Consider the following 20,899-nt stretch of genomic DNA (forward strand, 5'->3'; position numbering starts at 1 on the left):
AGGTTCGGCGGGGAGCTTACCCGCATCGCGGTGGCGCGCGCCGACGCGGTCGGCGGCAAGTTGGGGTGGCGCACGGCTCTGCCGGTCACGCAATTCAGGTGGATCAAGCCATGATCGTCGCAGGCATCGGCTGCCGCAAAGGTGCTTCGCAAGCCGAGGTCGAAGCGGCGATCGACGAGGCGTTCGCGCAAGCGAAGCGCGGGCGCGAGACGCTTCGCCTCATCGCCACCTCTGACGGCAAGGGGAACGAACCCGGGATCGTGGCGGCCGCGGAAGCGCGCGGCGTGCCGCTCCTGCGCGTTTCGCCCGCGGATCTCGAGGCGGCGGGAACACGGACGCAGTCCTTTTCCCCGCGGGTGAAGGCGCTTGTCGGGGTGCCGTCGGTGGCGGAGGCCGCGGCGCTCGCGGCGGGAGGGCCTAAGGCCACGCTCCTCCTGCCACGTATCGCGGTCGGGCCGGTCACCTGCGCACTCGCCGACACGAACGCGTCATGACAGTGCATTTCATCGGCGCGGGTCCCGGCGCTCCCGACCTCATCACGGTGAGGGGGCGCGAGTTGATCGCCCGCTGCCCGGTCTGCCTCTATGCCGGCTCGATCGTTCCGCGCGAGCTTCTCGCCTATTGCCCGGACGGCGCGCGGATCGTCGACACGGCGCCGATGGCGCTCGAGGAGATCGAGGCCGAGTTCGTCGCAGCGCACGAGAAGGGACAGGACGTGGCGCGGCTCCAGTCCGGAGACCTCTCGGTGTTCAGCGCGCTCGCCGAGCAGTTGCGGCGGCTCGAAGCGCACGGCATTCCCTATACGCTGACGCCGGGCGTGCCGGCTTTCGCCGCGGCGGCGGCGGCGCTCGGGCGCGAGCTGACCGTTCCCGAGGTGGCACAGAGCGTCGTGCTCACGCGCGTGGGGGGTCGCGCCTCGCGCATGCCGGAAGGCGAGCGCCTTGCCGCGTTCGCCGCGACCGGCGCGACCCTCGCCATCCACCTTGCCATCCATGTCCTCGACAAGGTGGTCGAAGAGCTCATCCCGCTTTACGGCCCCGACTGCCCGGCGGCGGTGGTCGCCGACGCGAGCCGACCGAACGAAAAGGTCGTGCGCGGAACGCTCGGGGATATCACAGCCAAGGTCGCGGCCGATCCGATCGAGCGTACCGCGCTCATCCTGGTCGGCCGGGCGCTCGCGGCCGAGGACTTCCGCGAGAGCGCGCTCTATAACGTCGATTATCGCCGCCGCTTCCGCGGAGGCGCGGCATGAGCGGGCGCGAACGGCGCGCGCCCCACGAGGCGTCCCTCGCGATCGAATACCGCGATCTCGATCTCTATAGATCTGCCGGCGACGGCGGCTTGAGCCGTCGCTTGCGCCGCGCGCGCGACCGCATCGCCAAGTGGGATGCCAGCCTGCTCGGCATGGGCGAAGGCCTCGGCCGCCGTGTTCGAAGCGAGGATGCGCGCGGCAAGCGCTCCGGAGCCGCCAGCGCTCTCGGCAAGGGCGGCGAGGACGTTAAGATCGACCTGGCCGCGGCGCGAATGAAGATCGAGCAGGCCTTGTGCGAGCTTCGTCATCTTGCCGACGCCGCCTGCGATGGTGACGCGCGGAACGGGGTGGCTGCGCACATATTTCAGCATACCGCCGGCGAAGTCGCCCATGTCGATCAGCGCCGTCTCGGGCAGCCCGTAAAGCTTCTGCACCGCGGCTTCGGAGGTCGAGCCAGTCGCGCCGGCGATATGGGTGAGGCCTGCGGCGCGGGCGACGTCGATGCCCTGATGGATCGAGGCGATCCAGGCAGCGCAGGAATAGGGCACGACGATTCCCGTCGTGCCGAGGATCGAGAGGCCGCCCACGATGCCAAGGCGCCCGTTGAGCGTCTTGGCGGCGAGCGCCTCCCCGCCGGGGATCGCGATCTCGATCTCGATGTCGCCGTCGTCGCCGTGCGCGGCGGCAACCTCTGCGATCGCTGCGCGCATCATCTGGCGCGGCACGGGATTGATGGCAGGCTCGCCGGGCGGAACGGGGAGGCCGGGCTTGGTCACCGTGCCCACGCCTTCGCCAGCGCGGAAGGTGACGCCGCTTCGCCTAGGCCCTCGCCTCACCGTGGCGAGGATCAGCGCGCCGTGCGTCACGTCGGGGTCGTCGCCGGCGTCTTTCACCACGCCGGCCGTGGCGAAGCCATCGCCGATCTCAGTCTTGGCGATGCTGAATGCCGGTCGGCCGCCGCCCGGAAGCGTGACCTCGACCGGATCCGGGAAAGAGCCGGTGAGAAGCGCGGTATAGGCCGCCTTGGCCGCAGCGGTGGCGCAGGTGCCCGTGGTCCAGCCGCGGCGGAGGGGAGGCGCATGTCCTGGCATGCCCTCCGCTATAGAGCGGCGCGGGCCGATCGTCACGGCTTGAGGTCAGTGCCATGAGCGCGCGCGGGCTGATCGTGTCTGCCCCCCGCTCCGGCGCCGGCAAGACGACGGTAGTGCTCGCGCTCATTTCGGCCCTTTCCCGGCGGGGGATCAGGGTCAAGGCCGCCAAGGCCGGACCCGATTATATCGACCCCGCCTTTCACGAGGCGGCGACGGGGCGCCAAAGCGTCAATCTCGACAGCTGGGCCATGCCCCCGGCCTTGCTCGAAGCGCTCTTCGCCGAGGCGGCGGCCGATGCCGAGCTGATCGTCGTCGAAGGGGTGATGGGCCTGTTCGACGGGATCGAAGCGCCGCGCGGGCGGAGCGGGGCCACGGCCGATCTCGCCGCCCGCTTCGGGCTCCCGGTTCTGCTCGTGCTCGATGTCGCGGGACAATCGCAGTCGGCCGCGGCGCTCGTACGCGGCTTCGCCGCTCACGACCCTGAGGTCAAGATCGGCGGGGTGGTTCTGAACAAGGTCGGCAGCGAGCGGCATTTGCGGCTCGTCTCGGATGCCATCGCGGATCTCGGCGTTTTCGTGCTCGGCGCGATCGGCCGCGACGCATCGCTCGCTCTGCCCGAGCGCCACCTCGGACTCGTGCAGGCGAGCGAGCACGGTGACCTCGACGCGCGATTTGGCCGTCTCGCCGATCTCGCCGAGCGGCATCTCGATCTCGACGGCATCATTGCCATTGCCTCGGTTCCCCGGCTCGGACCCGCGCAAGGCGCGGTCGCCGTCAGGCCGCCCGGTGCGCGCATCGCGCTCGCGCGGGACGACGCCTTCACCTTCACCTATCCGCACCTCCTCTCAGGGTGGCGGCGCGCAGGGGCCGAGGTCGTTACCTTCTCTCCGCTTGCCGACGAACCGCCGCCAGAGGACTGCGACATCTGCTGGCTCCCCGGCGGATACCCTGAGCTGCATGCAGGCCGGCTCGCAACGGCGCATCGCTTTCGTGATGGGCTCACGCGGTTCGCGGCGACGCGCAAAGTTCATGGCGAGTGCGGCGGGTACATGGTGCTCGGCGAGAGCCTCGAAGACGTGGATGGCGTGAGCCACGCCATGGCCGGGCTCCTCGGCCATTCGACGAGCTTCGCCAAGAAGATGCTCCATCTCGGCTATCGCGAGGCTCATCTTCTTGCCGACAGCCCGCTCGGGCCCGAAGGGTCAACCGTGCGGGGGCATGAGTTCCACTACGCATCGCTGGCAGCGACCGGAAACGATAGGCCGTTCGCCGAAATCAAGGACGCGCAGGGCCAGATGCTCGGCAGGACAGGCGGCCGGCGCGGCAACGTTACAGGCACGTTCTTCCACGCCATCGCCTCGGTGTAAGCCTCATGTTCGCGAGAGATGGTTCAGCCATCCTTCCCGGACACGCGCGCCTCGGCGAAGGTCGCCATGCCGGTATGGCAGGCGAGTGCCGCGCGCAGCACGAGCACGGCAATCGCAGCGCCCGAGCCCTCGCCGAGCCGCATGCCGAGATCAAGCAGCGGGCTGAGCTCAAGCTCCTGCAGCAGGAAGCGGTGGCCCGACTCGGCCGACATGTGGCCCGCGAGCGTATGATCGAGCGCGTCACTGCGGAGCTTTTTCAGCGGCGCGACGGCCGCCGTCGAGACAAAGCCGTCGATGAGGACCGGAACGCGCCGGTGCCGCGCCGCAAGGCAGGCGCCGAGGATGGCGGCAAGTTCCCGCCCGCCGAGCGCCGCAGCGAGCTTGAGCGGGTCGTCGAGCACGGCCGCATGGCGCTTGAGGCCTTGATCGATCGCCCCCTGCTTCCGCCTCAAGCCGGCCTCATCGACGCCGGTGCCGCGGCCGGCGAAGCGCGGCCCGCCTCCGCCGAAGAGCGCGGCGGAGACCGCGGCAGCCGCCGTCGTGTTGCCGATGCCCATTTCGCCGAGCACGACGAGGTCTGCGTCGGGCGACAGCGCGTCGTAGCCCGCGGCCGCCGCCTCCAGAAACTCCGCTTCGTCCATCGCCGGCGCTTCGGTGAAGTCGCGGGTCGGCCGGTCGAGGTCGAGCGCTATGACGCGAAGCTCGGCGCCGACCACATGCGCGAGCTGGTTGATGGCGGCGCCCCCGGCGGCGAAATTTGCCACCATCTGCGCCGTTACCTCGGCCGGGTAGGCCGACACCCCTTGCGCCACGACGCCGTGATTGCCGGCGAAGACGAGGAACTCGATCGCCTCGAGCCGCGGCGGACTCATACCCTGCCAGCGTGCCAGCCACTCGACCGCCTCTTCAAGGCGTCCCAGGCTTCCGGGCGGCTTGGTGAGCGTCCCCTCGCGGGCCGCGACCCGAGCTGCTGCCGCCTCGTCGCCGGAGGGCAGATCGAGACATGCCGCTCTAAGATCGGCAAATGAGGCGAAGCTGGTCATTTTTCGAGTAGAATGCGGGCTCAAGGGAGGGACAGACGCATGACAACCGCCATTTCGCCACGGGCCCTTAGCACGGAGCTTTTGACGGGCCTAGCCTTCTGCACGCGCCTTCCCCTCTTCGGCCGCACACCCGCAACGGGCGGTGACTTGGCGCGGGCGAGCTGGAGCTTTCCGGTCGTCGGCGCCGGAATCGGACTGCTCGCCGGTCTCATCTATTGGATCAGCTTCAGGCTCGATTTGAGCCCGTTCGTCTCGGCCCTGCTCGCTGTCGCCACCACCATGCTCGTCACGGGCTGCCTGCACGAGGATGGGCTCGCCGATACCGTCGATGGCTTCGGCGGCGGCAAGACGCGCGAAGAAAAGCTCGAGATTATGCGCGACAGCCGGGTCGGCGCCTACGGCACCTGCGCGCTCGTGTTTTCGATCTTGTTCAAGACGGGCGCGATCTCGAGCCTCGGCGATCCGTCGCTTGCCATCTCCGCCTTGCTTGCCTCGCATACCGGAGGGCGCGCAATCCTTCCCATGTTCATGCGCCGCGTGCCGACGGCCCGCTCGGACGGACTCGCGGCCGATGCCGGAAGACCACCCGCGGGCACGCCGGCCATAGCGGCGCTGATCGGCTTCGCCGTGCTCCTGTTTACGCTCGGTATCGGTGGGGCGGTGATCACCACGGTCTTGCTTGCCATTGCCGCCGGCCTGCTTGCGCTCCTCTGCATGAGGCAGATCGGCGGGCAGACCGGGGATGTGCTCGGTGCGGTCGAGCAGACGGGAGAGATCCTGATCCTGCTCGTCGCTTCGGCCTGGCTCTAGAGTCCCGTTCTATTTCGGCTTGACGGTCGAGGTGATGGAAGAGATCACCTCCGAGGCCATATTGAACTCCTTGTCGCGGTTGGTGATGCCGTGGCGCTTCGCGATCCAAGCGAAGTCGGTATAAGCAACCCACACATCGCCTTTGGCGTCCTGGTAAACGAGCAACCGCACCGGCCAATCGAGCCCGGCGTCGGGGTCAGAGGTCAGGAACAGAGTGCCGAGCGGCGGATTGCCGAACACGAGCAGCGTCGATGGCAACAGCTTGACGCCGGCATCGGCGGCGAGCTTCGACTGATCGATCTCGTCGAAGAACATGATGCCCTTGTCGGCGACATCCTTCTTGATGCGCTTGATGGTCTCTTGCATGTCGTAAGCGCTCTTGAACTTCACGATGCCGTCATCCTCGACGGCCAACGCCGGTTGCGATACCGAAGCGATGAGGGCGAACGCCGCAAATGCTGCGGCAGCGACGAAGCGGATAAACATTGGAGCCTTCTCCTCTGGCGGCACGTTGGTCTTCACCTTGTGCGCCAGAGCATGGCTAAGCCGTCATTCAAGCTGAAATGCCGCTTCGCTTCCAATTCGATGCCGGGAGGCTATGGCCGCGGCACACCTTGTCACGCTAACCTCGTGGAAACTTGGCTGTGCTATTGGCGTTCGCGAAGAAGAACAACAATTGTAGGCATCAAGCAGGGAGTATCCCGATGCGCTTTGCCGTCGTTTTCGCCATTTTCGCCTTCCTCGCCGCCCCGGCCATGGCGGCGCCCCTCCTCCTCGGCGACCATGCCGCGCTCGCCAAAAGGGCAAGCACCGTCCCCGTGGAGGCCGCGCACTACAAGGCCAAATCGAAGCGCTACGCGGCCCTAGCTCCGCGCCGCTGCAACTGGCAGTGCTACCCCTATTGGCGCCCCTACCAGTACCGCTACTGGCAGTTCTACTACCCGTATGGCGGCCCGCTGTTCTAGGCACGGCACTTTCCAGGATTTGCCCTGAGCGGGGGCACGAGGGCCGGCATCACCGTCTTGTGATCCTCGGGCGCGTTGCGGCGCGCCTAACCTCTCATTAGGCTTGCAAGCGCCGGGGGAGGTTGGCGCCAAGGAGTCAAGACATGCCTCACCTCCCAAAACTTTTCGCTGCCGCGACGCTCGCCCTAGGCCTTGCCCTCGGATTGGGGCAGGCAAAGGCAGCGCCTGCGCTTCCCGATGGCAGTGCCGCCGCACGCTCGGCGGCCGAGCAGGCGTTGCCGGTCGAGAAAGTCCATCGCCGCTATCGCTATTGGGGCTGGGGTCCCCGCTATAACTATTGGTACTGGGGGCCGCGTTACTATCCGCACTACTATTACCGGCCCTATCCCTACTACGGCTACAGATACTGGTACGGACCGCGCTACCGCTACTGGTGGTAACCCCTACGCCTGATTAGGGACCGGCGGCGATCGCTACCGGTCCCGTCTCGCGTAATAAATTTACAAACAAGAGGGTAACCCCGCCGCGCCCTCTATGGCAGAGTGCGCGCGGGATGACCCCATTGGACAAACTTTCATCGGCGAGAGCGCTCGAGCTTCTGCGCGAAGGGCTAACCCGTCCCGGCGCGCCGGGCGTGCTGCCCGAGCGCCTGCTTGTTGTCGATGTCGAGCGTCAGGTCGCGACCCTCATCGAAGGCGGGACGCCGGTCGCCATCTGGCCCGTATCGACCGCTCGCCGGGGGATCGGCGGAGAGGAAGGCTCGCTCCGCACGCCGCCCGGCTGGCATTCGATCCGCCGCAAGATCGGCGCGGAGGCTCCACAAGGCGCCGTGTTCGTGTCGCGCCAGAGGACCGGCGAGCGATGGTGCGGCGAGACGCGCCACGACGATCTCATCCTCACCCGCATCCTCACCCTCGACGGGCTCGAGGACGGCATCAATCGCGGACCGGGATGCGACTCGCGCTCGCGCTACATTTATCTGCACGGCACCAACCACGAGGACTTGATCGGCAGGACCGCGAGCCACGGCTGCGTGCGGCTGACCAGCCGCGACGTGACCGAGCTGTTCGAGCGGGTGCGCGAGGGCGATCTCGTGCTCATCGCCGCTCCCGACGAGCGCATCATCCCCGATCCCAACAGCGGCCGCTTCCACTATGCCGGACTCGCGGGATCGGGCATGAGTGCGCTGGCACAATTCCAGGCAATGACGGGCGGCACGGCGAGCGGAAGCGACCGCGCCTTCGATCGCGGCGAGCGCTCGGGCTTGCGCGCGGAGCTCGAGACGCTCGGCATCACGGTGTTCGCGCAGGACGGAAGCGGGGTCGGGACCGACTGCGCGGCGCTCGTCGTCTCCACCGCGGTCGAAGACCACGTGCCGGACGTAGCGAGAGCGCGCGAACTCGAGATCCCGATCGTGCATCGATCGGAGCTGCTCGCTCATTTCGTGGGAACGCATCGCTCGATCGCGATCACCGGCACGAGTGGAAAATCGACAGTGACCGCCATGACCTACGAAATCCTGCGCGGAGCGGGGCTCGATCCCTCGGTCATCACCGGCGGCGATCTCCCCCTGCTCCAGGCGCAAGGCTTGCCGGGCAACGCGTTCGCCGGCTCATCCGACCTGCTCGTGGTCGAGGCGGACGAGAGCGACGGCACGCTGGTCCGCTATGCGCCCGCGATCGGCGTGATCCTCAATCTCCAGCGCGATCATCGCGAGCCGGCCGAGGTCGCCGCCATGTTCGCAACCTTGCGTGCGCGGGCGCGCGAGGCTCTCGTCGTGGGCGATGCCGACAATCTTGACCGGTTCGCCGGCACCGCGATCCGCTTCGGCTTCAGCGACAAGGCCGATATCCGCGGCGAAGATGTCGAGCTCGACGCGGCCGCGAGTCATTTCCGCGTCGATGACGTGAGCTTCTTCCTTCCCGTGCCTGGCGTGCATAACGTCGCCAATGCGCTTGCCGCGATCGCCGGCGCGCGTGTTTTAGGCGTCGAGCTTGCCGATATGGTGGAGCCGCTCGCGGCATTCAAAGGCATCGGGCGGCGATTTCAGACCATCGGCAACTCGCGCGGGATCGAAGTGGTCGACGATTTCGCCCACAACGCCGAGAAGATCGCAGCGGCAATCAGGACGGCGCGGCTCAGAGCGAAGCGCGTGCTCGCCGTCTATCAGCCGCACGGCTACGGCCCGACGCGCTTCCTGCGACCGGACTTCGTCAGGACCTTCGCGGGCGAGCTCGAGCCCCATGACCGGCTGTTCATGCTTGAAGTGTTCTATGCCGGCGGCACGGCGACACGCGACTTTTCGTCGGCCGACATCGTGGCGGAGATCGCGGCGAAGGGCACTCATGCCGAGTTCGCCCCGTCGCGGCAGTGGCTCATCGCTCGCATCGCGGACGAGGCGCAAGCTGGCGACCTCGTCCTCGTGATGGGCGCGCGCGATCCTTCGCTGACCGAGCTTGCACGCTCAATCCTCGCCGCGGTCGAGAGCGCGACCGCGCCAGTCAAATAGCGCAAGCCGAAGGCTAATTGCCGAACAGGCCGCTGAGCGCCTCGGTCAGGCCGCCGTGGCCTGAGTTCCACGCGGCGCGGCGACGAGGGCCGGTCGCACCCGCGTTCGCTTCCGCCTCGAGCTCGTCGAGCTTCGAGGCCTTGCCGAACAGCGCCGAAGCCATCTTGGCATCGAGACCGTAAATGTCGGCGAAGGTCTGCGCCTTGCCCTTTTCGTCAACCGTCATGGTGAAATAGGTGAGATGGACGGGGAATTTGCGCGAGAGGGAGACCACGCTGTCGTGGCCCTCGGCGAGCATCTCCCTCACCTTCTGCTCGGACCAGCCTTTGTCCTCGGAGAGCAGGAAAGTGGCGAGCTTGGCAGGCTGGAACACCCGGATGCAGCCGTGGCTTGCCATGCGCACCGTCTCGTCGAACACCTCCGGCTGGATGGTGTCGTGCATGTAAATGGCGTGGCGGTTGGGGAAGTTGAACTTGAGCTTGCCGAGCACGTTGTCGGGGCCCGGCGGCTGGATGAAGGTATAGGACATGACGTTGGCGCGGCCCCAGTCGATGGTGGCGGGGTCGACCGGCTTGCCCTCGTAGCTCACGTTCAGCTCATGATCGCGAAGGATCGAAAGGTCCGGGCCGGTGTCGGCCTTCAGCGCCGGCGCCAAATCCTCCATGACGATGGTCTCGGGCACCGTCCAGTCCGGATTGAACACGATAGAACGCATGTCGGCCGAGAAGATCGGCGTGGCGTATTTGGGCAGACCGACGACGACCTTGGTGGCATAGACCACCTTCCCGTTCTTCACCACGCGGCCGACGAATTCCGGGATGTTGTCTTGCACGTAATAAGAGCCGAGATCGGCGGGCATCCAGCGCCAGCGCTCCATGTTGACAATGATGCGCTGTACCTCGGCCGGGTTGCTCTTCTTGCCCTTGCCGCGCTCCCTGAGCAGCGCCTGGCGCAGGCGCTCGAACTGCACGTGCTTGGGATGAAGCCCGCGCAGATAGGAGTCGGGGGCGCGCGCGGCACCGATCTCCTTGAGCATCGTTTTGGGATCGCGCAAGTCGGGCTTCTGATCGATGAGCGGGCTGACGCGCGCCGGCGAAATCCGGCCGCCGCGGGCATAACGCGCATATTTCAGAATGGCGATGTCGAGCTTCACCTCATCGGAGGCCTGCGCTTCCACATTGGGGGGAAGATCGGCAGGCGGCGGCAGATCGAAAGCGTCGGACGGAAGGCCCCAATCGTCGGCGTTCTCGATCTCGGTGATGACGGCTTGGGCGCGTGCCGAGAAGCCGACCGAGGTAATCCAGAGCGGGTTTTCAGTGCGCTCTGAATAGAAGGCCTGCAACGCGGCGAGATCCTCCGGCGCCACTCCTTTGCGGATGGCGGGATCGGCCAGCTTGGCGCGGATGGCGGCGACGATAGGGTCCGCAGGGGCCGCCGCTGCGGCGCTCGGCCCGGACGGGGCGGCGTCTGGCGCGGGCGCGCTCGTGTTGGAAGGCACCACGGGTTCGGGCTCGGCGTTGGGAGTGGCCGCGGCGGTGTCGGTGCGCGGCTCTGCCCCCTTGTCGGGCTCGGCCGTGGCGGACGAGGACTGCGTGCCGGATGTTGCGGACGATGCCTCGGCAGGCGGCGTACTCGCACCATTCGGCGCCACACCGGCAGAGGTGGGCGCCTCCTCGGCGCGCGTTCCGCTCATGGCCGGCAGCGCCAGCGCAAGCGCGAGCCAACCAGCGGCAAAGCCCGCAGCTAAGATCCGTCCGCCCATCTCACCCCCGTGCCGTCACACGTTAGACCCTCAATTGGCGAAGGGCCACTCCGAATCGATGCTTGCACTGTGTCCGTTACGCCGCACCCCCCGGAAATCACTCGCCTTTTTGGCACATCGCGGCGGCGGCACATGGACTTCGCATAGCCGGTTGCTATGATCGCTCGACAGGGTTCGCGGGCGAGGCGGAAGAGCACATGTTCCCCGTCAGTGACGACGACTCACAGCGGCGCACGACCCCGGTGGTCACCTTCGCCCTGATCGGCCTCAACGTACTGTTCTTCCTGGTCGAGCTGTCGGGGGGCGACTCATTCATCGAGCGCTGGGCGTTCATCCCGGTGCGCTTCTCGCAAGATCCGGTCGGCGCCGCCGTCACCGTCCTCACCGCCATGTTCATGCATGGCAGCTGGTTCCATCTCATCGGCAACATGGTGTTCCTGTGGATCTTCGGCGACAACGTCGAGGACCGCTTCGGTCACATCAATTTTCTCATCTTCTATCTGCTCGCCGGAATCGCGGCGACGTTCGCCCAATATGCGGTTTCGCCGGGATCGGCCGTGCCAAATGTCGGCGCTTCGGGCGCGATCGCAGGTGTGCTCGGCGCCTATATCCTCATGTTCCCGCAATCGCGCGTTAACGTGCTGGTCGGACGCCAGATCGTGGCCATGCCCGCTTTCGTCGTCCTCGGACTATGGATCGTGCTCCAGCTGATCAGCGGTGTCGGCACCATCGGCAACGCCGATGTCGGCGGCGTCGCCTACGTGGCGCATATCGGCGGGTTCATCGCCGGACTTGCCATGACCTTCCTGTTCCGCGGACGCTCCGAGACCGGGGCTTAAAGCGAAGCGCGCTTACATCTCGCCGAGATAATCGCGCTTGCCGAGCGGAACGCCGCAGGCGCGCAGGATCGCGTAGGCCGCCGTGGCGTGGAAATAGAAGTTGGGCAGGGAGAAATGCACGAGATAGGGCAGGCCTTTGAAGCGCATGTCCTGGCCGCCGATCTTGAGCGTGATGTCGCGGTCTTCCGAGCCGTCGATGTCGTTGGCCTTGAAGCCTTCGACGAATTTTACCGTCTTTCTGATGCGCGCCTTGAGCTCGGCGAAGGTCTTTTCGTCGTCGGGATAGCTCGGCACCTCGGCGCCGGCGAGCCGCGCCGTCGTGCCCTTGGCGAAGTCAGCCGCGATCTGCACCTGGCGCGAGAAGGGGAACATGTCGGGGGCGAGCCGCCAATTGACCATCACCTCCTCGGCGATCTTGTGCTCGGCGGCGTAGCCTTCCGCCTTCTCGATGATGGTGGTGAGGTTCTTCAGCATCGACAGAAATGCAGGCACCGAGGCCTGGTACATGGAAATCGTCATGGCGCAGCATCGCCTCCCGAAGGTGAAATGTCCCGAGGAGGTTCTGCCAAACAGACGGCCCGCTAGGCAACGGCACTCCGATCACAGTTTTTCGTTCTATCTGCGGCGCGTCGTCTCTTGAAATCTTTGCTAACCTCACCCACTGCGCGCCCTGGGTCGCGGGGCGCACAGGAAGAATACCGCCCCACGAAGCAGCAAGAGGCCCGCATGGACAACGCAACACCGAGACGTCATGCACCCGGATTGAGCCGCCGCGAGGCCGCCGCGCTCGCGCTTGGCGCGGTGATTTTGCCGATAGCGCGCCCCGCTCTAGCCAGGGGTATCGAGACTCCGGCCACCGCCGAGGACGAGAAATTCATGCGCCTTGCCATCGAGGAGGCGGCGCAGGGCGACTATCCCTTCGGCGCCGTCATCGTTGCCAATGGCGAGGTGCTCGCGCGCGGGCGCAATCTCGGCATCAAGGAGAAGGACCCGACCGCCCATGGCGAGATGGTCGCCATCCGCAACTTCCTCGCCGCGCACGGACCCGACAAGCTGAAAGGCACGACGCTCTACACCTCGGCCGAATCCTGCCCCATGTGCATGGGGGCGATCGTCTGGTGCGGCATCTCACGGGTGGTGTTCGGCGCCTCGATTGCGCAGCTGGCGACCAAGATCGGACAGATCATGGTCACCGACGCCGAGATCGCCGCCAAGACGCCGTTCGCCGACATTGCGCTGACGGGGGGCGTGCTGGCCGCGGAATCGCTTAAACTCTTCAAGTGACCATCGATCCGATCATCGATCCGCGCCGCGGCGACATCGAGGACGACGCCTCGAGCACGAAGAAGCGCTCGATGCTCGCGCTGCTCGGCGGCATGCTGGTCGAAATCAGCCTGCCCAAGCTGATCCTCGCCTGGGGATTGCTCCTCATCGTTCCCGGGGTCCTGCTCGGCTTCGTACCGATCGCCACCAGCATGTGGTTCCGGGCGATCACCGACAATGTTGTCTCGCCAAATGTCGGTCTGTGGACGGTGATCCTGCTCGCGGTGTCGGCAGCCATCGGCTGGCTCGGCTGGCGGCCGCTGTTCCGTCTCGCCGAGACGAGCTTCTGGTCGCTCAATGCGCTCCTCGTCCAGCCGGTCTACGCGGCCTGCCGCGAGGTGCTGCGCCACGTCTCGGAGCGCCTGCTTTCGGCCAGCGCCACCGATGTGAGCCGTGCGAGACTTCGCGCTGGCGCCGCCGCCGTTGCCGGCGTGCTTCTCTTCGCGCTCGGGCTCGCGGTGGCCGGATGGGCATGGCCGCGGGCGCATCTCTTCGCAACGTTGGCGGAGATCGACTCTTTCACGCGGGCGACCAAAGTCACGCTCGCCAACAGCCTGCTCGTGGTCGCCTCTTATCTGGCGGTCGGGGCGCTGTTCTGGGGCTTCGCCGACGCGCTGATGCAGCAGCCGGTGACCCTCCGTGAGTTCGCCACGCGCACCAAGAAGGCGAAGGTTTGGCGCATCGCCCATCTCTCCGACATCCATGTCGTCGCTCCGCCCTACGGCTTCAGGCTCGAGAGCGGGCGGCTCGGGCCACGTGGCAATGTCCGCCTTAAGCGCCTCTTCGCCGCGCTCGAAGTGATCGACGCCAAGGACCCGCTCGACCTCGTTATCATCAGCGGCGACGTCACCGACGCCGGGCTCGCAAGCGAATGGGCCGAGTTCTTCGCGGCAATCGCACCCTATCCCGAGCTCGCCGCGCGGATGCTGATCCTCCCCGGCAATCACGATCTCAATATCGTCGACCGCTCGAATCCGGCGCGCATGGATTTGCCGGGGAGTCCCGCCATCAGGCTCAGGCAACTCAGAATGCTGTCGGCGATGGAGGCGATCCAGGGCAGCCGCGTCAGACTCGTCGACGGCAGAACGCACAAACTCGGCAAGACCCTCGGCGAGGTGCTTGCCCCCTACCGGAACGCGATCGCGCGCTTCGCCGACACTGGCCGGCCGCTTTTCTCGCGACGGCTCGCGGAGCTCTGGGCGAGGGTGTTTCCCATGGTGCTCGCGCCGCACGAGGATCGGGGGCTCGGCGTGATCGTTCTCAACTCAAACGCCGACACCCATTTCTCCTTCACCAATGCCCTCGGCATGATCTCGGCCGAGCAGATGCGCGGCATCGAGCACGCGGCGGAGCAATATCCGCACGCCGTCTGGCTGATCGCTCTGCACCATCATGTGGTCGAATATCCGTGGAAGGCGAAGACGCTGTCCGAGCGCATCGGCACGGCGCTCATCAACGGCAATTGGTTCGTGCGCAAGCTGAAGCCGCTCGCAAAGCGCGCGATCCTGATGCACGGCCACCGCCATGTCGACTGGATCGGGCATTGCGGCGATCTCGCAATCGTCTCGGCACCCTCGCCCGTGATGGAGGTGACCGACGAGGTCGCGACCGGCTTCTACATCCACACCCTCGCCGCCACGAGCGACGGGGAACTCGAGCTGCTCGCGCCGCATTGGATCGAAATTCCCGGCGAAAGCGACGATGTGGCGGTCGGCCGATCCGGCGCGGCGCATCGGTTTCATAAATCGGTGACCCCGAAATCTTAAACTTGCCGGCAACGGTCGCCAAATTTGACCCAGCGCAATGCCAATTGCCGTCTGGTCGAGTGCCATGATGGCCCCTCAGCCCGAGGCCGCGATTTTCGCCCACCCCGGTCCCGGAACTCGACGTATCGGAATTTGCCATGAACGAAGCTCCCACACGCTTGGGAACGCCTTATCCCGCAGGCGACAAATTCGCCGCAATGCAGCCGGCGCCCTCGCCGGTCACAACCGCGAACGGGCCCTCGTTCGAGACCATGGACCGTCTGGCGCGCGCCGTCACCGCGCGCTTCACGCAGGGCGTTTCCCCGCACGCGCTGTTTGCCGCCTGGTTCGATTGGGCCTCTCATCTCGCCTATGCGCCGGGACGGCAGTTGGAGCTCGGGCTCGAGGCCATTACGGCGTCCGCGCAACTCGCGCATCTTCTCGCCCAGGGCACTTCAGGTAATCACGGCGAGCCACCCTTCCCTCAGCCGGGCGACCGGCGCTTTGAGGGCCCTGCCTGGCAGAAGCCGCCCTACTCATGGTTGCAGCAGGCCTTTCTCGCGCAAGAAGCGTGGTGGAGAAACGCAACCCGCGAAGTGCGCGGCATGACGCCGACGAACGCGGCGCGCGTCAGCTTTGTCGCGCGGCAATTGCTCGACGTCTGGTCGCCGTCAAACATCCCCTGGCTCAACCCTGTCGTCATCGAACAGACGGCCAAGGAGCAGGGCGCCAATCTCGTGCGCGGGGCGAAGAATTTGCAGGAGGATTTCTGGCGCGCGCTGACTATGCAGCCCTCACCTCCTGCCGAGGGTTTGCGCGTCGGCGTTGATCTCGCCATCACGCCGGGAACGGTCGTTTATCGCAACGAGCTGATGGAGCTCATCCAATATAAGCCGCAGACGCCGAGCGTCGTGGCCGAGCCGGTGCTGATCGTCCCGGCATGGATCATGAAATATTACGTGCTCGATTTGAGCCCGCACAATTCGCTCGTGCGCTATCTGGTCGAGCGCGGCTTTACCGTGTTCATGGTGTCGTGGCGCAACCCCACCGCCGAAGACGGCGACATCACCTTCGACGAGTATCGCACCAAAGGTGTGATGGCCGCGCTCGATGCCGTCACCGCCATCGTGCCAGATCGCAAGGTGCACGCCACCGGATATTGCATCGGTGGCACGTTGCTCGCCATCGCCGCGGCAACCATGGCGCGCGAAGGCGACAACCGGCTCGGCACGATCACTCTGCTCGCGGCGCAGACCGATTTCAGCGAGGCGGGCGAGCTCATGCTGTTCGTCGACGAGAGCCAGGTCGCTTTCCTCGAAGACATGATGTGGGACCAGGGCGTGCTCGACACCAAGCAGATGGCGGGCGCGTTCAAGATTCTGCGCTCGAACGATCTCGTGTGGTCGAAGATGATGCGCGAATATCTGCTTGGCGAGCGCGATACCGTCACCGACCTCACCACCTGGAACGCCGACCAGACGCGCATGCCCTACCGTATGCATTCGCAATATCTGCGGGCGCTGTTCCTCGAGAACCGCCTGACCGCCGGCCGCTACGCGGTCGAGGGCAAGGTCATTGCGCTCAAGGATATCGAGGCGCCGATGTTTGTGATCGGCACGGAAACGGACCATATCGCACCGTGGCGCTCGGTCTATAAGGTGCAGCTCTTCACCGACACCGAGGTGACCTTCGTGCTCACCAACGGCGGGCACAATGCCGGCATCCTGTCCGAGCCAGGCCATCGCGGCCGTCATTATCTGATCGCCACCAGGAAGGCCGGAGACCGCTACGTCGATCCCGACGGCTGGCTGAGCCTTGCCGGCAAGAAGGACGGCTCTTGGTGGCCGGCGTGGGCCGACTGGCTCGAAGGCTGGAGCGACCCCGACCGCGTGCCGCCGCCCGCGACCGGCGCGCCCTCCCGCGGTCTCGTGCCGCTTTGCGAGGCGCCCGGCGTCTACATCTATCAGCGCTGAACCGCGCCGCAGTCTCAGAAACGCTTGCTCCAGGGATGGTTCGCTGGGCACGCCTCGGGATGCGTCCTCAAAAAATGATGCAGCACATGCAGCAGCGTCAGCACATGGTCGCAGTCGCCGCGCGCTTGGCTCGCGCGGATGTCCTCCACGATCATGTCCCTAATCCTGTCCGCGCCGTGCTCCTGGCAGGCGAGATACTCGGCGAGCGCCGCCGCGGCCACTTCAGGAATGTGCTCGTGCTCGGCGATGGCGAGCACTTCCTCTTCGGTGAGGCCGCAAAAGGCCAAGCAGTCTTCAAGCGTGATCATGCGCGCTTGCGACTATAGCGCAAGCAGGCCGCATCGCGCGAACTGGACAGGCGCTATTTCGTGCCTTCGAGCTTGAGGGTCGCCTTGCGCGAGGCGCTCGCCGAAGCGGCGGTGCATTTCTGCACGAAGGCGTCGGCGGCCGCGGCGGAAAGCTTCAGACTAGCGGCTTGAGACTTGCAGACGGCAGGCATCTGGTCAGGCGTCGCTTCGCCACCGCCGCCCGCGGCACTTGCCGGAACCGTCGCCAGCGCAATAATTGTGACAGCTAGCGCAGCTTTCAGCAGCGCGGAATTCTTGTACATGTTCGCTCACCTCTGGCGTATGCTCCTGCCGCCAAGTTGTTTAGCATAACGGCACCGAGCGACCAATCCCCGTCGGCGCAAGGAACGAGATTAAGTTTTCTCCAGGATCGCGAAATTTGCAGGGTGTAGTCATGACTAAGACGAAATTGATCATCGCTGCCGGCGCTCTTTTCGCATCGGTGGCGCTGCCGTCAGCGGCGTTCGCTTGCTATTGCCAAGCCTCGAGCCCCTACGCCTGGGGCTGGGGCAGCGCCTATTCCTGCAGTACCGCCTCGCGCATTGCGCTCCGCCAATGCGCCATTCGTACCCCGCGCGGCTACTGGTGCTATCTGTCGTTCTGCACCTAACGCTCGCCGCCTCTTCAGCGCACTCAGGGCAATCGGACCGCTCGTGCAATCGAGCGGTTGGTCGTTTTGGCTGAACTGCCGGGAGGTGGTGCCGCTGGAGAGATTTGAACTCCCGACCTTGGCTTTACGAAAGCCCTGCTCTACCCCTGAGCTACAGCGGCGCTTGGCGCGAGCGGCACGGCGCGTGGCCGTGACTTAATGCCATTGCCAATTCGATGCAAGCCGGGCGCTTTCCGCCCTCCGCATTAGCGGATCTGCGCCGCGCGCAGGCGCTCGAGCGATGTCGGGCTTTCATCGGCATCGGCTTGCCCGACGCCCGGATCGTCGGGAGGCCGGTCCGGAACGAACAGTTTCGGCCTTGGACGCTCCTCGGGCTTCGCCGGCGCCTCCGCCTTGAGCGGAGGTGATGCCGGTTGCGGCGGGACTTCCGCCGCTTCGACAGCGGCTTCTGCCAGCTTCTTTTCAGGCTTGGCGGGAGCGAGCGCCTTCGGGGCGGGCGCAATGTCCTTCATCGCAGGCTCCGGCCGCTCTTCGACGACGAGGCTGGAATCGCCGCGGCCGATCATATCGACCGGCGCCTTCCACTCGAAGGCATCGACGGCACCCGTGACCGGAGACACCGGCAGCCAGCGGTCCGACACATAGCCGTCGGCGATCCAGGCACGATCGCGCGGCGCGCGCAAGGCGCGGGCGAGCCATTCGCGCTCGCGGCCCCGGTCGCCGAATTCGCCCGCCTCGATGCGCGCCATCAGCGTGCAGATGCGGGCCGACGGACGGTCATCGAGATAAGGCTGGAGCGCGGCCCGCGCCTCCTGCCAATCATGTGCCTCGATCGCGGCGTTGGCGACGGCGATCGGCCCCTCGATGTCGCCGGGGGCGAGGCTTGCGAGCTGCTTGACGCGCTTCAGGCGATCGCGCGGCGATTCGCCGGGCTTGGCGTAGGCATAGACGAGCGCAAGGTCGGGATGGGGCGAGAGCTTCCAGGTGCGCGCGACGAGGCGTGAGGCAAGCCGCGCTTCGCCCTTCGAGGCGAGGATGCGGCCCGCGATCTCGGCGGCGGGCACGAGCGAGGGCGCAAGCCGCAACGCTTCGCTTGCCAGCGCGAGCGCCTTCTCGGGATTTGAGGATTCGAGCTCGCGCGCCTCGGCGGCAAGAAGCACGGCGCGCCGTCGCGTCGCCGTGTCGGCATCGAAATGGCCGTTCTGACGCCCCACGGCGAGCGTGTCGAGCGCGCCCTCGAAGTCGCCTTCGCGCGCCTGCAAGTCGAACAGCGCGTTGACGCCCCAGGCGAGCTTCGGGTCACGCTTGACGGCGCGTTCGGCAAGCGCCCGCGCCGCGGTCATGTCGTTGCTGCGTTTCGCCTCGAGGAAAAGGCCGCGCACACCGAGAAGCTCGGTCGCGGGCTTGTCGAGCATGGCCTCGAAGGCGCGGCGCGCCGCAGCCTTGTCGCCCTTCAGTTGCGCGGCCTGCGCGCGTAGGAGCGCGGTCAGCGGTTCGTCCGGCAGGTTGCGGCGCGCGATGCCGGCATAGCGCTGCGCCTGCGCGCGGTCGCCGACACCGATGGCAAGGAGCCCGCGCGAGAGCGCTTCGAGTCCTTGCGTCTTGCGGCGTTGCTTGGTGTAAGCGGCGATAGCCGCGGGCCGGGTCAGAATGTAGCGCACGATGGCCCAGAGAAGGATGAGCGCCACGACGAGGGCAATAACGGCGAGAGCGCCGACGAGAGCAGAGGTCTCGACCTGATAGCCGAGCCATTCGATCTTGATGGTGCCCGGCCGGTCGGCGAACCAGGCGACGCCAAAAGCCGCCGCTACGACGCAGAGGATGAAGAAGAGAATGCGGATCATTGCTCAGTTCTGTGCCTTGTCGGAAGCGCCGCTGGCGGAGGCGAGCAAGGTCGCTTCGAGCCTCTGCATGATGTCGTCGGCCGAGAGCCGCGCATTCGCATCGTCGAGCCAGGCTTTGAAGGCATCGCCGGGCGCGCCTTCGAGCGTCGCGACCTGCTTGACCGCCCCGCCAAGATCGCCCTTGTCGAGCAAGGCTTCGGCGCGGGCGAGCACGGCACTCGGGCTGTCGCCGGTCGCCGCCTCGTCGACGCGCTTGATCTTGATGAGGCTCGAAGCGCTGGCGAGCAACCGGTCGAGGAACGAGCCGGAAGGCGGAGGCGACGCGGCGGCAAGCGCCGCGTCCCTGCTCGCAGCGAAGGAGCGCGTGAGCTCAGAGACGGTCGGAATGCCTTTCTCGGCATAGGCTGGGAGGGGACCGAGATCGCCCGGATCGGGGACGAACGACTTGATCGTGGCAAGCTCGGTCGCATAGGGGCGCCCTTGCGCGATCGCGGCACTCAAATTGGCGAAGGCGATGGCCGCGGCGGCCGATTTCGTGCCCACCAACCCTTTGCCGATCTCGGCTTCGAGCTTGGCGACGCGATCGGCAAGCGCGGTTAGGTCCGGCGAGCCGCCGCTGCCCGCTTCGGCGAGCGCAGCCACCCTCGTTTTAAGGTCGTCGATCGAGACCTGCATCTCCTGCAGCGTCTTGGCGTTGGTGGCCTCGGCGTCGGCAAGCGCCTTGTCGAGATCGGCCTCAATGCGCTGCTCGGCCTCGCCGATCTGCTGGGCGATGGCGGCGGCGTCGGTCACCGAGCCGCCGGTGTTGGCGGCATCCGCCAGAGCCTTCATCGCCTGCTCGAGCTGCGCGACACGATCGGGGAGGCCGGAAATATCCGGCGGCGTTTCGACAGGGCGGTTTTCGAGCGCCTTGATGCGGGCATCGAGCTGCGCGAGCGCCTCGGTATCGGGGGCGGGCGAAGGCGCGGATTCGAGCTTTCCGATGCGCTGCTCCAGGTTGGCGAGCGCGGCCGAGGCATCGTTGCCGGCCGGAAGGAGATGCCAGGCAAAGGCAAGCCCGATCACGCCGATAAGCCCGCCGAGAAGGCCAGCAGCAAGATGGGTCACGAAGCTCTTCATCTCGGAGATGGTCGAGGCGGGCGGAGGCCCCTTTCGCTCCGAAGGCGCAGGCTTCGCCTCCGCTTCCTCATCCTTTGGGCCCGGTCCGGCCGTCGACTTGGGCTCGTCCTCGGCTGCAGCGTCCTCCTCGCGCTCATCCTCGGGCGCGTCATCGTGGCGCGCGGCCGCCTCATGCGCCTCTTCCGGCACATGCACCGCGACCTCGGTCGCCGTCCCCTCGATGGTCTGGGCCGGACGCTTGCCGGCCCCTTCCTGGGGGGTGTCGTGATCGCCGAACGAATCTGCCATCTCGCGCCTTAA

Annotated in this window: 21 protein-coding genes and 1 tRNA gene; 12 read left to right on the plus strand and 10 right to left on the minus strand. The window is 66.5% G+C overall.

Annotated elements, in window-relative coordinates; genetic code table 11:
- Positions 1-110 precede the first annotated feature (110 nt).
- Both VFB18_RS01615 and cobM read left to right on the plus strand, forming a co-directional pair.
- The gene (locus VFB18_RS01615) at positions 111-494 is read left to right on the plus strand and encodes a cobalamin biosynthesis protein (protein ID WP_324970527.1); all 384 of its coding nucleotides are present in this window, start codon (positions 111-113) and stop codon (positions 492-494) included.
- On the plus strand, positions 491-1,252 hold the full coding sequence (gene cobM, locus VFB18_RS01620; RefSeq protein WP_324970528.1) for a precorrin-4 C(11)-methyltransferase: 762 nt from the start codon (positions 491-493) through the stop codon (positions 1,250-1,252). The genes VFB18_RS01615 and cobM overlap by 4 nt, the downstream gene beginning before the upstream one ends.
- Here cobM and VFB18_RS01625 read toward each other — a convergent pair.
- Positions 1,219-2,343, minus strand: a complete 1,125-nt coding sequence (locus tag VFB18_RS01625; RefSeq protein WP_324970529.1) for a cobalt-precorrin-5B (C(1))-methyltransferase — start codon at positions 2,341-2,343, stop codon at positions 1,219-1,221. The two genes, cobM and VFB18_RS01625, sit on opposite strands and share 34 nt — an antisense overlap.
- Before the next feature lie 53 nt (positions 2,344-2,396).
- Between VFB18_RS01625 and VFB18_RS01630 the strand changes: the two genes are divergently transcribed.
- The gene (locus tag VFB18_RS01630) at positions 2,397-3,710 is read left to right on the plus strand and encodes a cobyrinate a,c-diamide synthase (protein ID WP_324970530.1); all 1,314 of its coding nucleotides are present in this window, start codon (positions 2,397-2,399) and stop codon (positions 3,708-3,710) included.
- A 23-nt stretch (positions 3,711-3,733) separates the two neighbouring features.
- Here VFB18_RS01630 and cobT read toward each other — a convergent pair whose 3' ends face one another.
- Positions 3,734-4,753, minus strand: a complete 1,020-nt coding sequence (gene cobT / locus VFB18_RS01635) for a nicotinate-nucleotide--dimethylbenzimidazole phosphoribosyltransferase (protein ID WP_324970531.1) — start codon at positions 4,751-4,753, stop codon at positions 3,734-3,736.
- 39 nt (positions 4,754-4,792) lie between these two features.
- Between cobT and cobS the strand changes: the two genes are divergently transcribed.
- Positions 4,793-5,563 (plus strand): adenosylcobinamide-GDP ribazoletransferase, encoded by a 771-nt coding sequence (gene cobS, locus VFB18_RS01640; protein ID WP_324970532.1) that lies wholly within the window; start codon positions 4,793-4,795, stop codon positions 5,561-5,563.
- Between the two features lie 9 nt (positions 5,564-5,572).
- On the opposite strand, the gene VFB18_RS01645 is transcribed toward cobS, so the two are convergent.
- Entirely contained in the window at positions 5,573-6,049 is a 477-nt protein-coding gene (locus VFB18_RS01645) for a DUF302 domain-containing protein (protein ID WP_324970533.1), read from the minus strand.
- Positions 6,050-6,267: 218 nt separating this feature from the next.
- Between VFB18_RS01645 and VFB18_RS01650 the strand changes: the two genes are divergently transcribed.
- From VFB18_RS01650 to VFB18_RS01660, 3 genes are all read left to right on the plus strand, one after another.
- A complete protein-coding gene (locus VFB18_RS01650) occupies positions 6,268-6,528 on the plus strand; it encodes a hypothetical protein (RefSeq protein ID WP_324970534.1) in 261 nt (86 codons plus the stop codon).
- 143 nt (positions 6,529-6,671) lie between these two features.
- Positions 6,672-6,968 carry a hypothetical protein gene (locus tag VFB18_RS01655; RefSeq protein WP_324970535.1) on the plus strand — a complete coding sequence of 99 codons (297 nt, stop codon included), beginning with the start codon at positions 6,672-6,674 and terminating at the stop codon, positions 6,966-6,968.
- 122 nt (positions 6,969-7,090) lie between these two features.
- Positions 7,091-9,037, plus strand: a complete 1,947-nt coding sequence (locus VFB18_RS01660; protein WP_324970536.1) for a glutamate ligase domain-containing protein — start codon at positions 7,091-7,093, stop codon at positions 9,035-9,037.
- A gap of 13 nt (positions 9,038-9,050) precedes the next feature.
- On the opposite strand, the gene VFB18_RS01665 is transcribed toward VFB18_RS01660, so the two are convergent.
- Positions 9,051-10,799 (minus strand): L,D-transpeptidase family protein, encoded by a 1,749-nt coding sequence (locus tag VFB18_RS01665; protein ID WP_324970537.1) that lies wholly within the window; start codon positions 10,797-10,799, stop codon positions 9,051-9,053.
- Positions 10,800-10,996: 197 nt separating this feature from the next.
- Between VFB18_RS01665 and VFB18_RS01670 the strand changes: the two genes are divergently transcribed.
- Positions 10,997-11,638 (plus strand): rhomboid family intramembrane serine protease, encoded by a 642-nt coding sequence (locus VFB18_RS01670; RefSeq protein ID WP_324970538.1) that lies wholly within the window; start codon positions 10,997-10,999, stop codon positions 11,636-11,638.
- Positions 11,639-11,650: 12 nt separating this feature from the next.
- Here the strand turns inward: VFB18_RS01670 and VFB18_RS01675 are convergent, their stop codons facing one another.
- Complete coding sequence (locus VFB18_RS01675) at positions 11,651-12,157, minus strand: DUF1993 domain-containing protein (RefSeq protein ID WP_324970539.1); 507 nt, start codon at positions 12,155-12,157, stop codon at positions 11,651-11,653.
- Positions 12,158-12,364: 207 nt separating this feature from the next.
- Between VFB18_RS01675 and VFB18_RS01680 the strand changes: the two genes are divergently transcribed.
- The 3 genes from VFB18_RS01680 (at position 12,365) to VFB18_RS01690 (ending at position 16,679) form a co-directional block, all read left to right on the plus strand.
- The gene (locus VFB18_RS01680) at positions 12,365-12,922 is read left to right on the plus strand and encodes a nucleoside deaminase (protein WP_324970540.1); all 558 of its coding nucleotides are present in this window, start codon (positions 12,365-12,367) and stop codon (positions 12,920-12,922) included.
- On the plus strand, positions 12,919-14,727 hold the full coding sequence (locus VFB18_RS01685) for a metallophosphoesterase family protein (protein ID WP_324970541.1): 1,809 nt from the start codon (positions 12,919-12,921) through the stop codon (positions 14,725-14,727). Before VFB18_RS01680 ends, VFB18_RS01685 begins: the two co-directional genes overlap by 4 nt.
- Before the next feature lie 137 nt (positions 14,728-14,864).
- Positions 14,865-16,679 carry a PHA/PHB synthase family protein gene (locus VFB18_RS01690; protein ID WP_324970542.1) on the plus strand — a complete coding sequence of 605 codons (1,815 nt, stop codon included), beginning with the start codon at positions 14,865-14,867 and terminating at the stop codon, positions 16,677-16,679.
- Between the two features lie 14 nt (positions 16,680-16,693).
- Here VFB18_RS01690 and VFB18_RS01695 read toward each other — a convergent pair whose 3' ends face one another.
- Both VFB18_RS01695 and VFB18_RS01700 read right to left on the minus strand, forming a co-directional pair.
- The gene (locus VFB18_RS01695; RefSeq protein ID WP_324970543.1) at positions 16,694-16,987 is read right to left on the minus strand and encodes a hypothetical protein; all 294 of its coding nucleotides are present in this window, start codon (positions 16,985-16,987) and stop codon (positions 16,694-16,696) included.
- Positions 16,988-17,040: 53 nt separating this feature from the next.
- Positions 17,041-17,289: a hypothetical protein gene (locus VFB18_RS01700; protein WP_324970544.1), complete on the minus strand. Its 249-nt coding sequence runs from the start codon at positions 17,287-17,289 to the stop codon at positions 17,041-17,043.
- A 131-nt stretch (positions 17,290-17,420) separates the two neighbouring features.
- Between VFB18_RS01700 and VFB18_RS01705 the strand changes: the two genes are divergently transcribed.
- Positions 17,421-17,636: a hypothetical protein gene (locus VFB18_RS01705; RefSeq protein WP_324970545.1), complete on the plus strand. Its 216-nt coding sequence runs from the start codon at positions 17,421-17,423 to the stop codon at positions 17,634-17,636.
- Positions 17,637-17,722: 86 nt separating this feature from the next.
- On the opposite strand, the gene VFB18_RS01710 is transcribed toward VFB18_RS01705, so the two are convergent.
- The 3 genes from VFB18_RS01710 to VFB18_RS01720 form a co-directional block, all read right to left on the minus strand.
- Positions 17,723-17,797: transfer RNA gene (locus VFB18_RS01710), tRNA-Thr, on the minus strand.
- A gap of 84 nt (positions 17,798-17,881) precedes the next feature.
- The gene (locus VFB18_RS01715; RefSeq protein ID WP_324970546.1) at positions 17,882-19,480 is read right to left on the minus strand and encodes a heme biosynthesis protein HemY; all 1,599 of its coding nucleotides are present in this window, start codon (positions 19,478-19,480) and stop codon (positions 17,882-17,884) included.
- A 3-nt stretch (positions 19,481-19,483) separates the two neighbouring features.
- Positions 19,484-20,887, minus strand: a complete 1,404-nt coding sequence (locus tag VFB18_RS01720) for a COG4223 family protein (RefSeq protein WP_324970547.1) — start codon at positions 20,885-20,887, stop codon at positions 19,484-19,486.
- Positions 20,888-20,899: the final 12 nt, after the last annotated feature.

This window comes from Methyloceanibacter sp. (genome assembly GCF_035650995.1).
In the GTDB taxonomy this organism is placed as follows: Bacteria; Pseudomonadota; Alphaproteobacteria; order Rhizobiales; family Methyloligellaceae; genus Methyloceanibacter.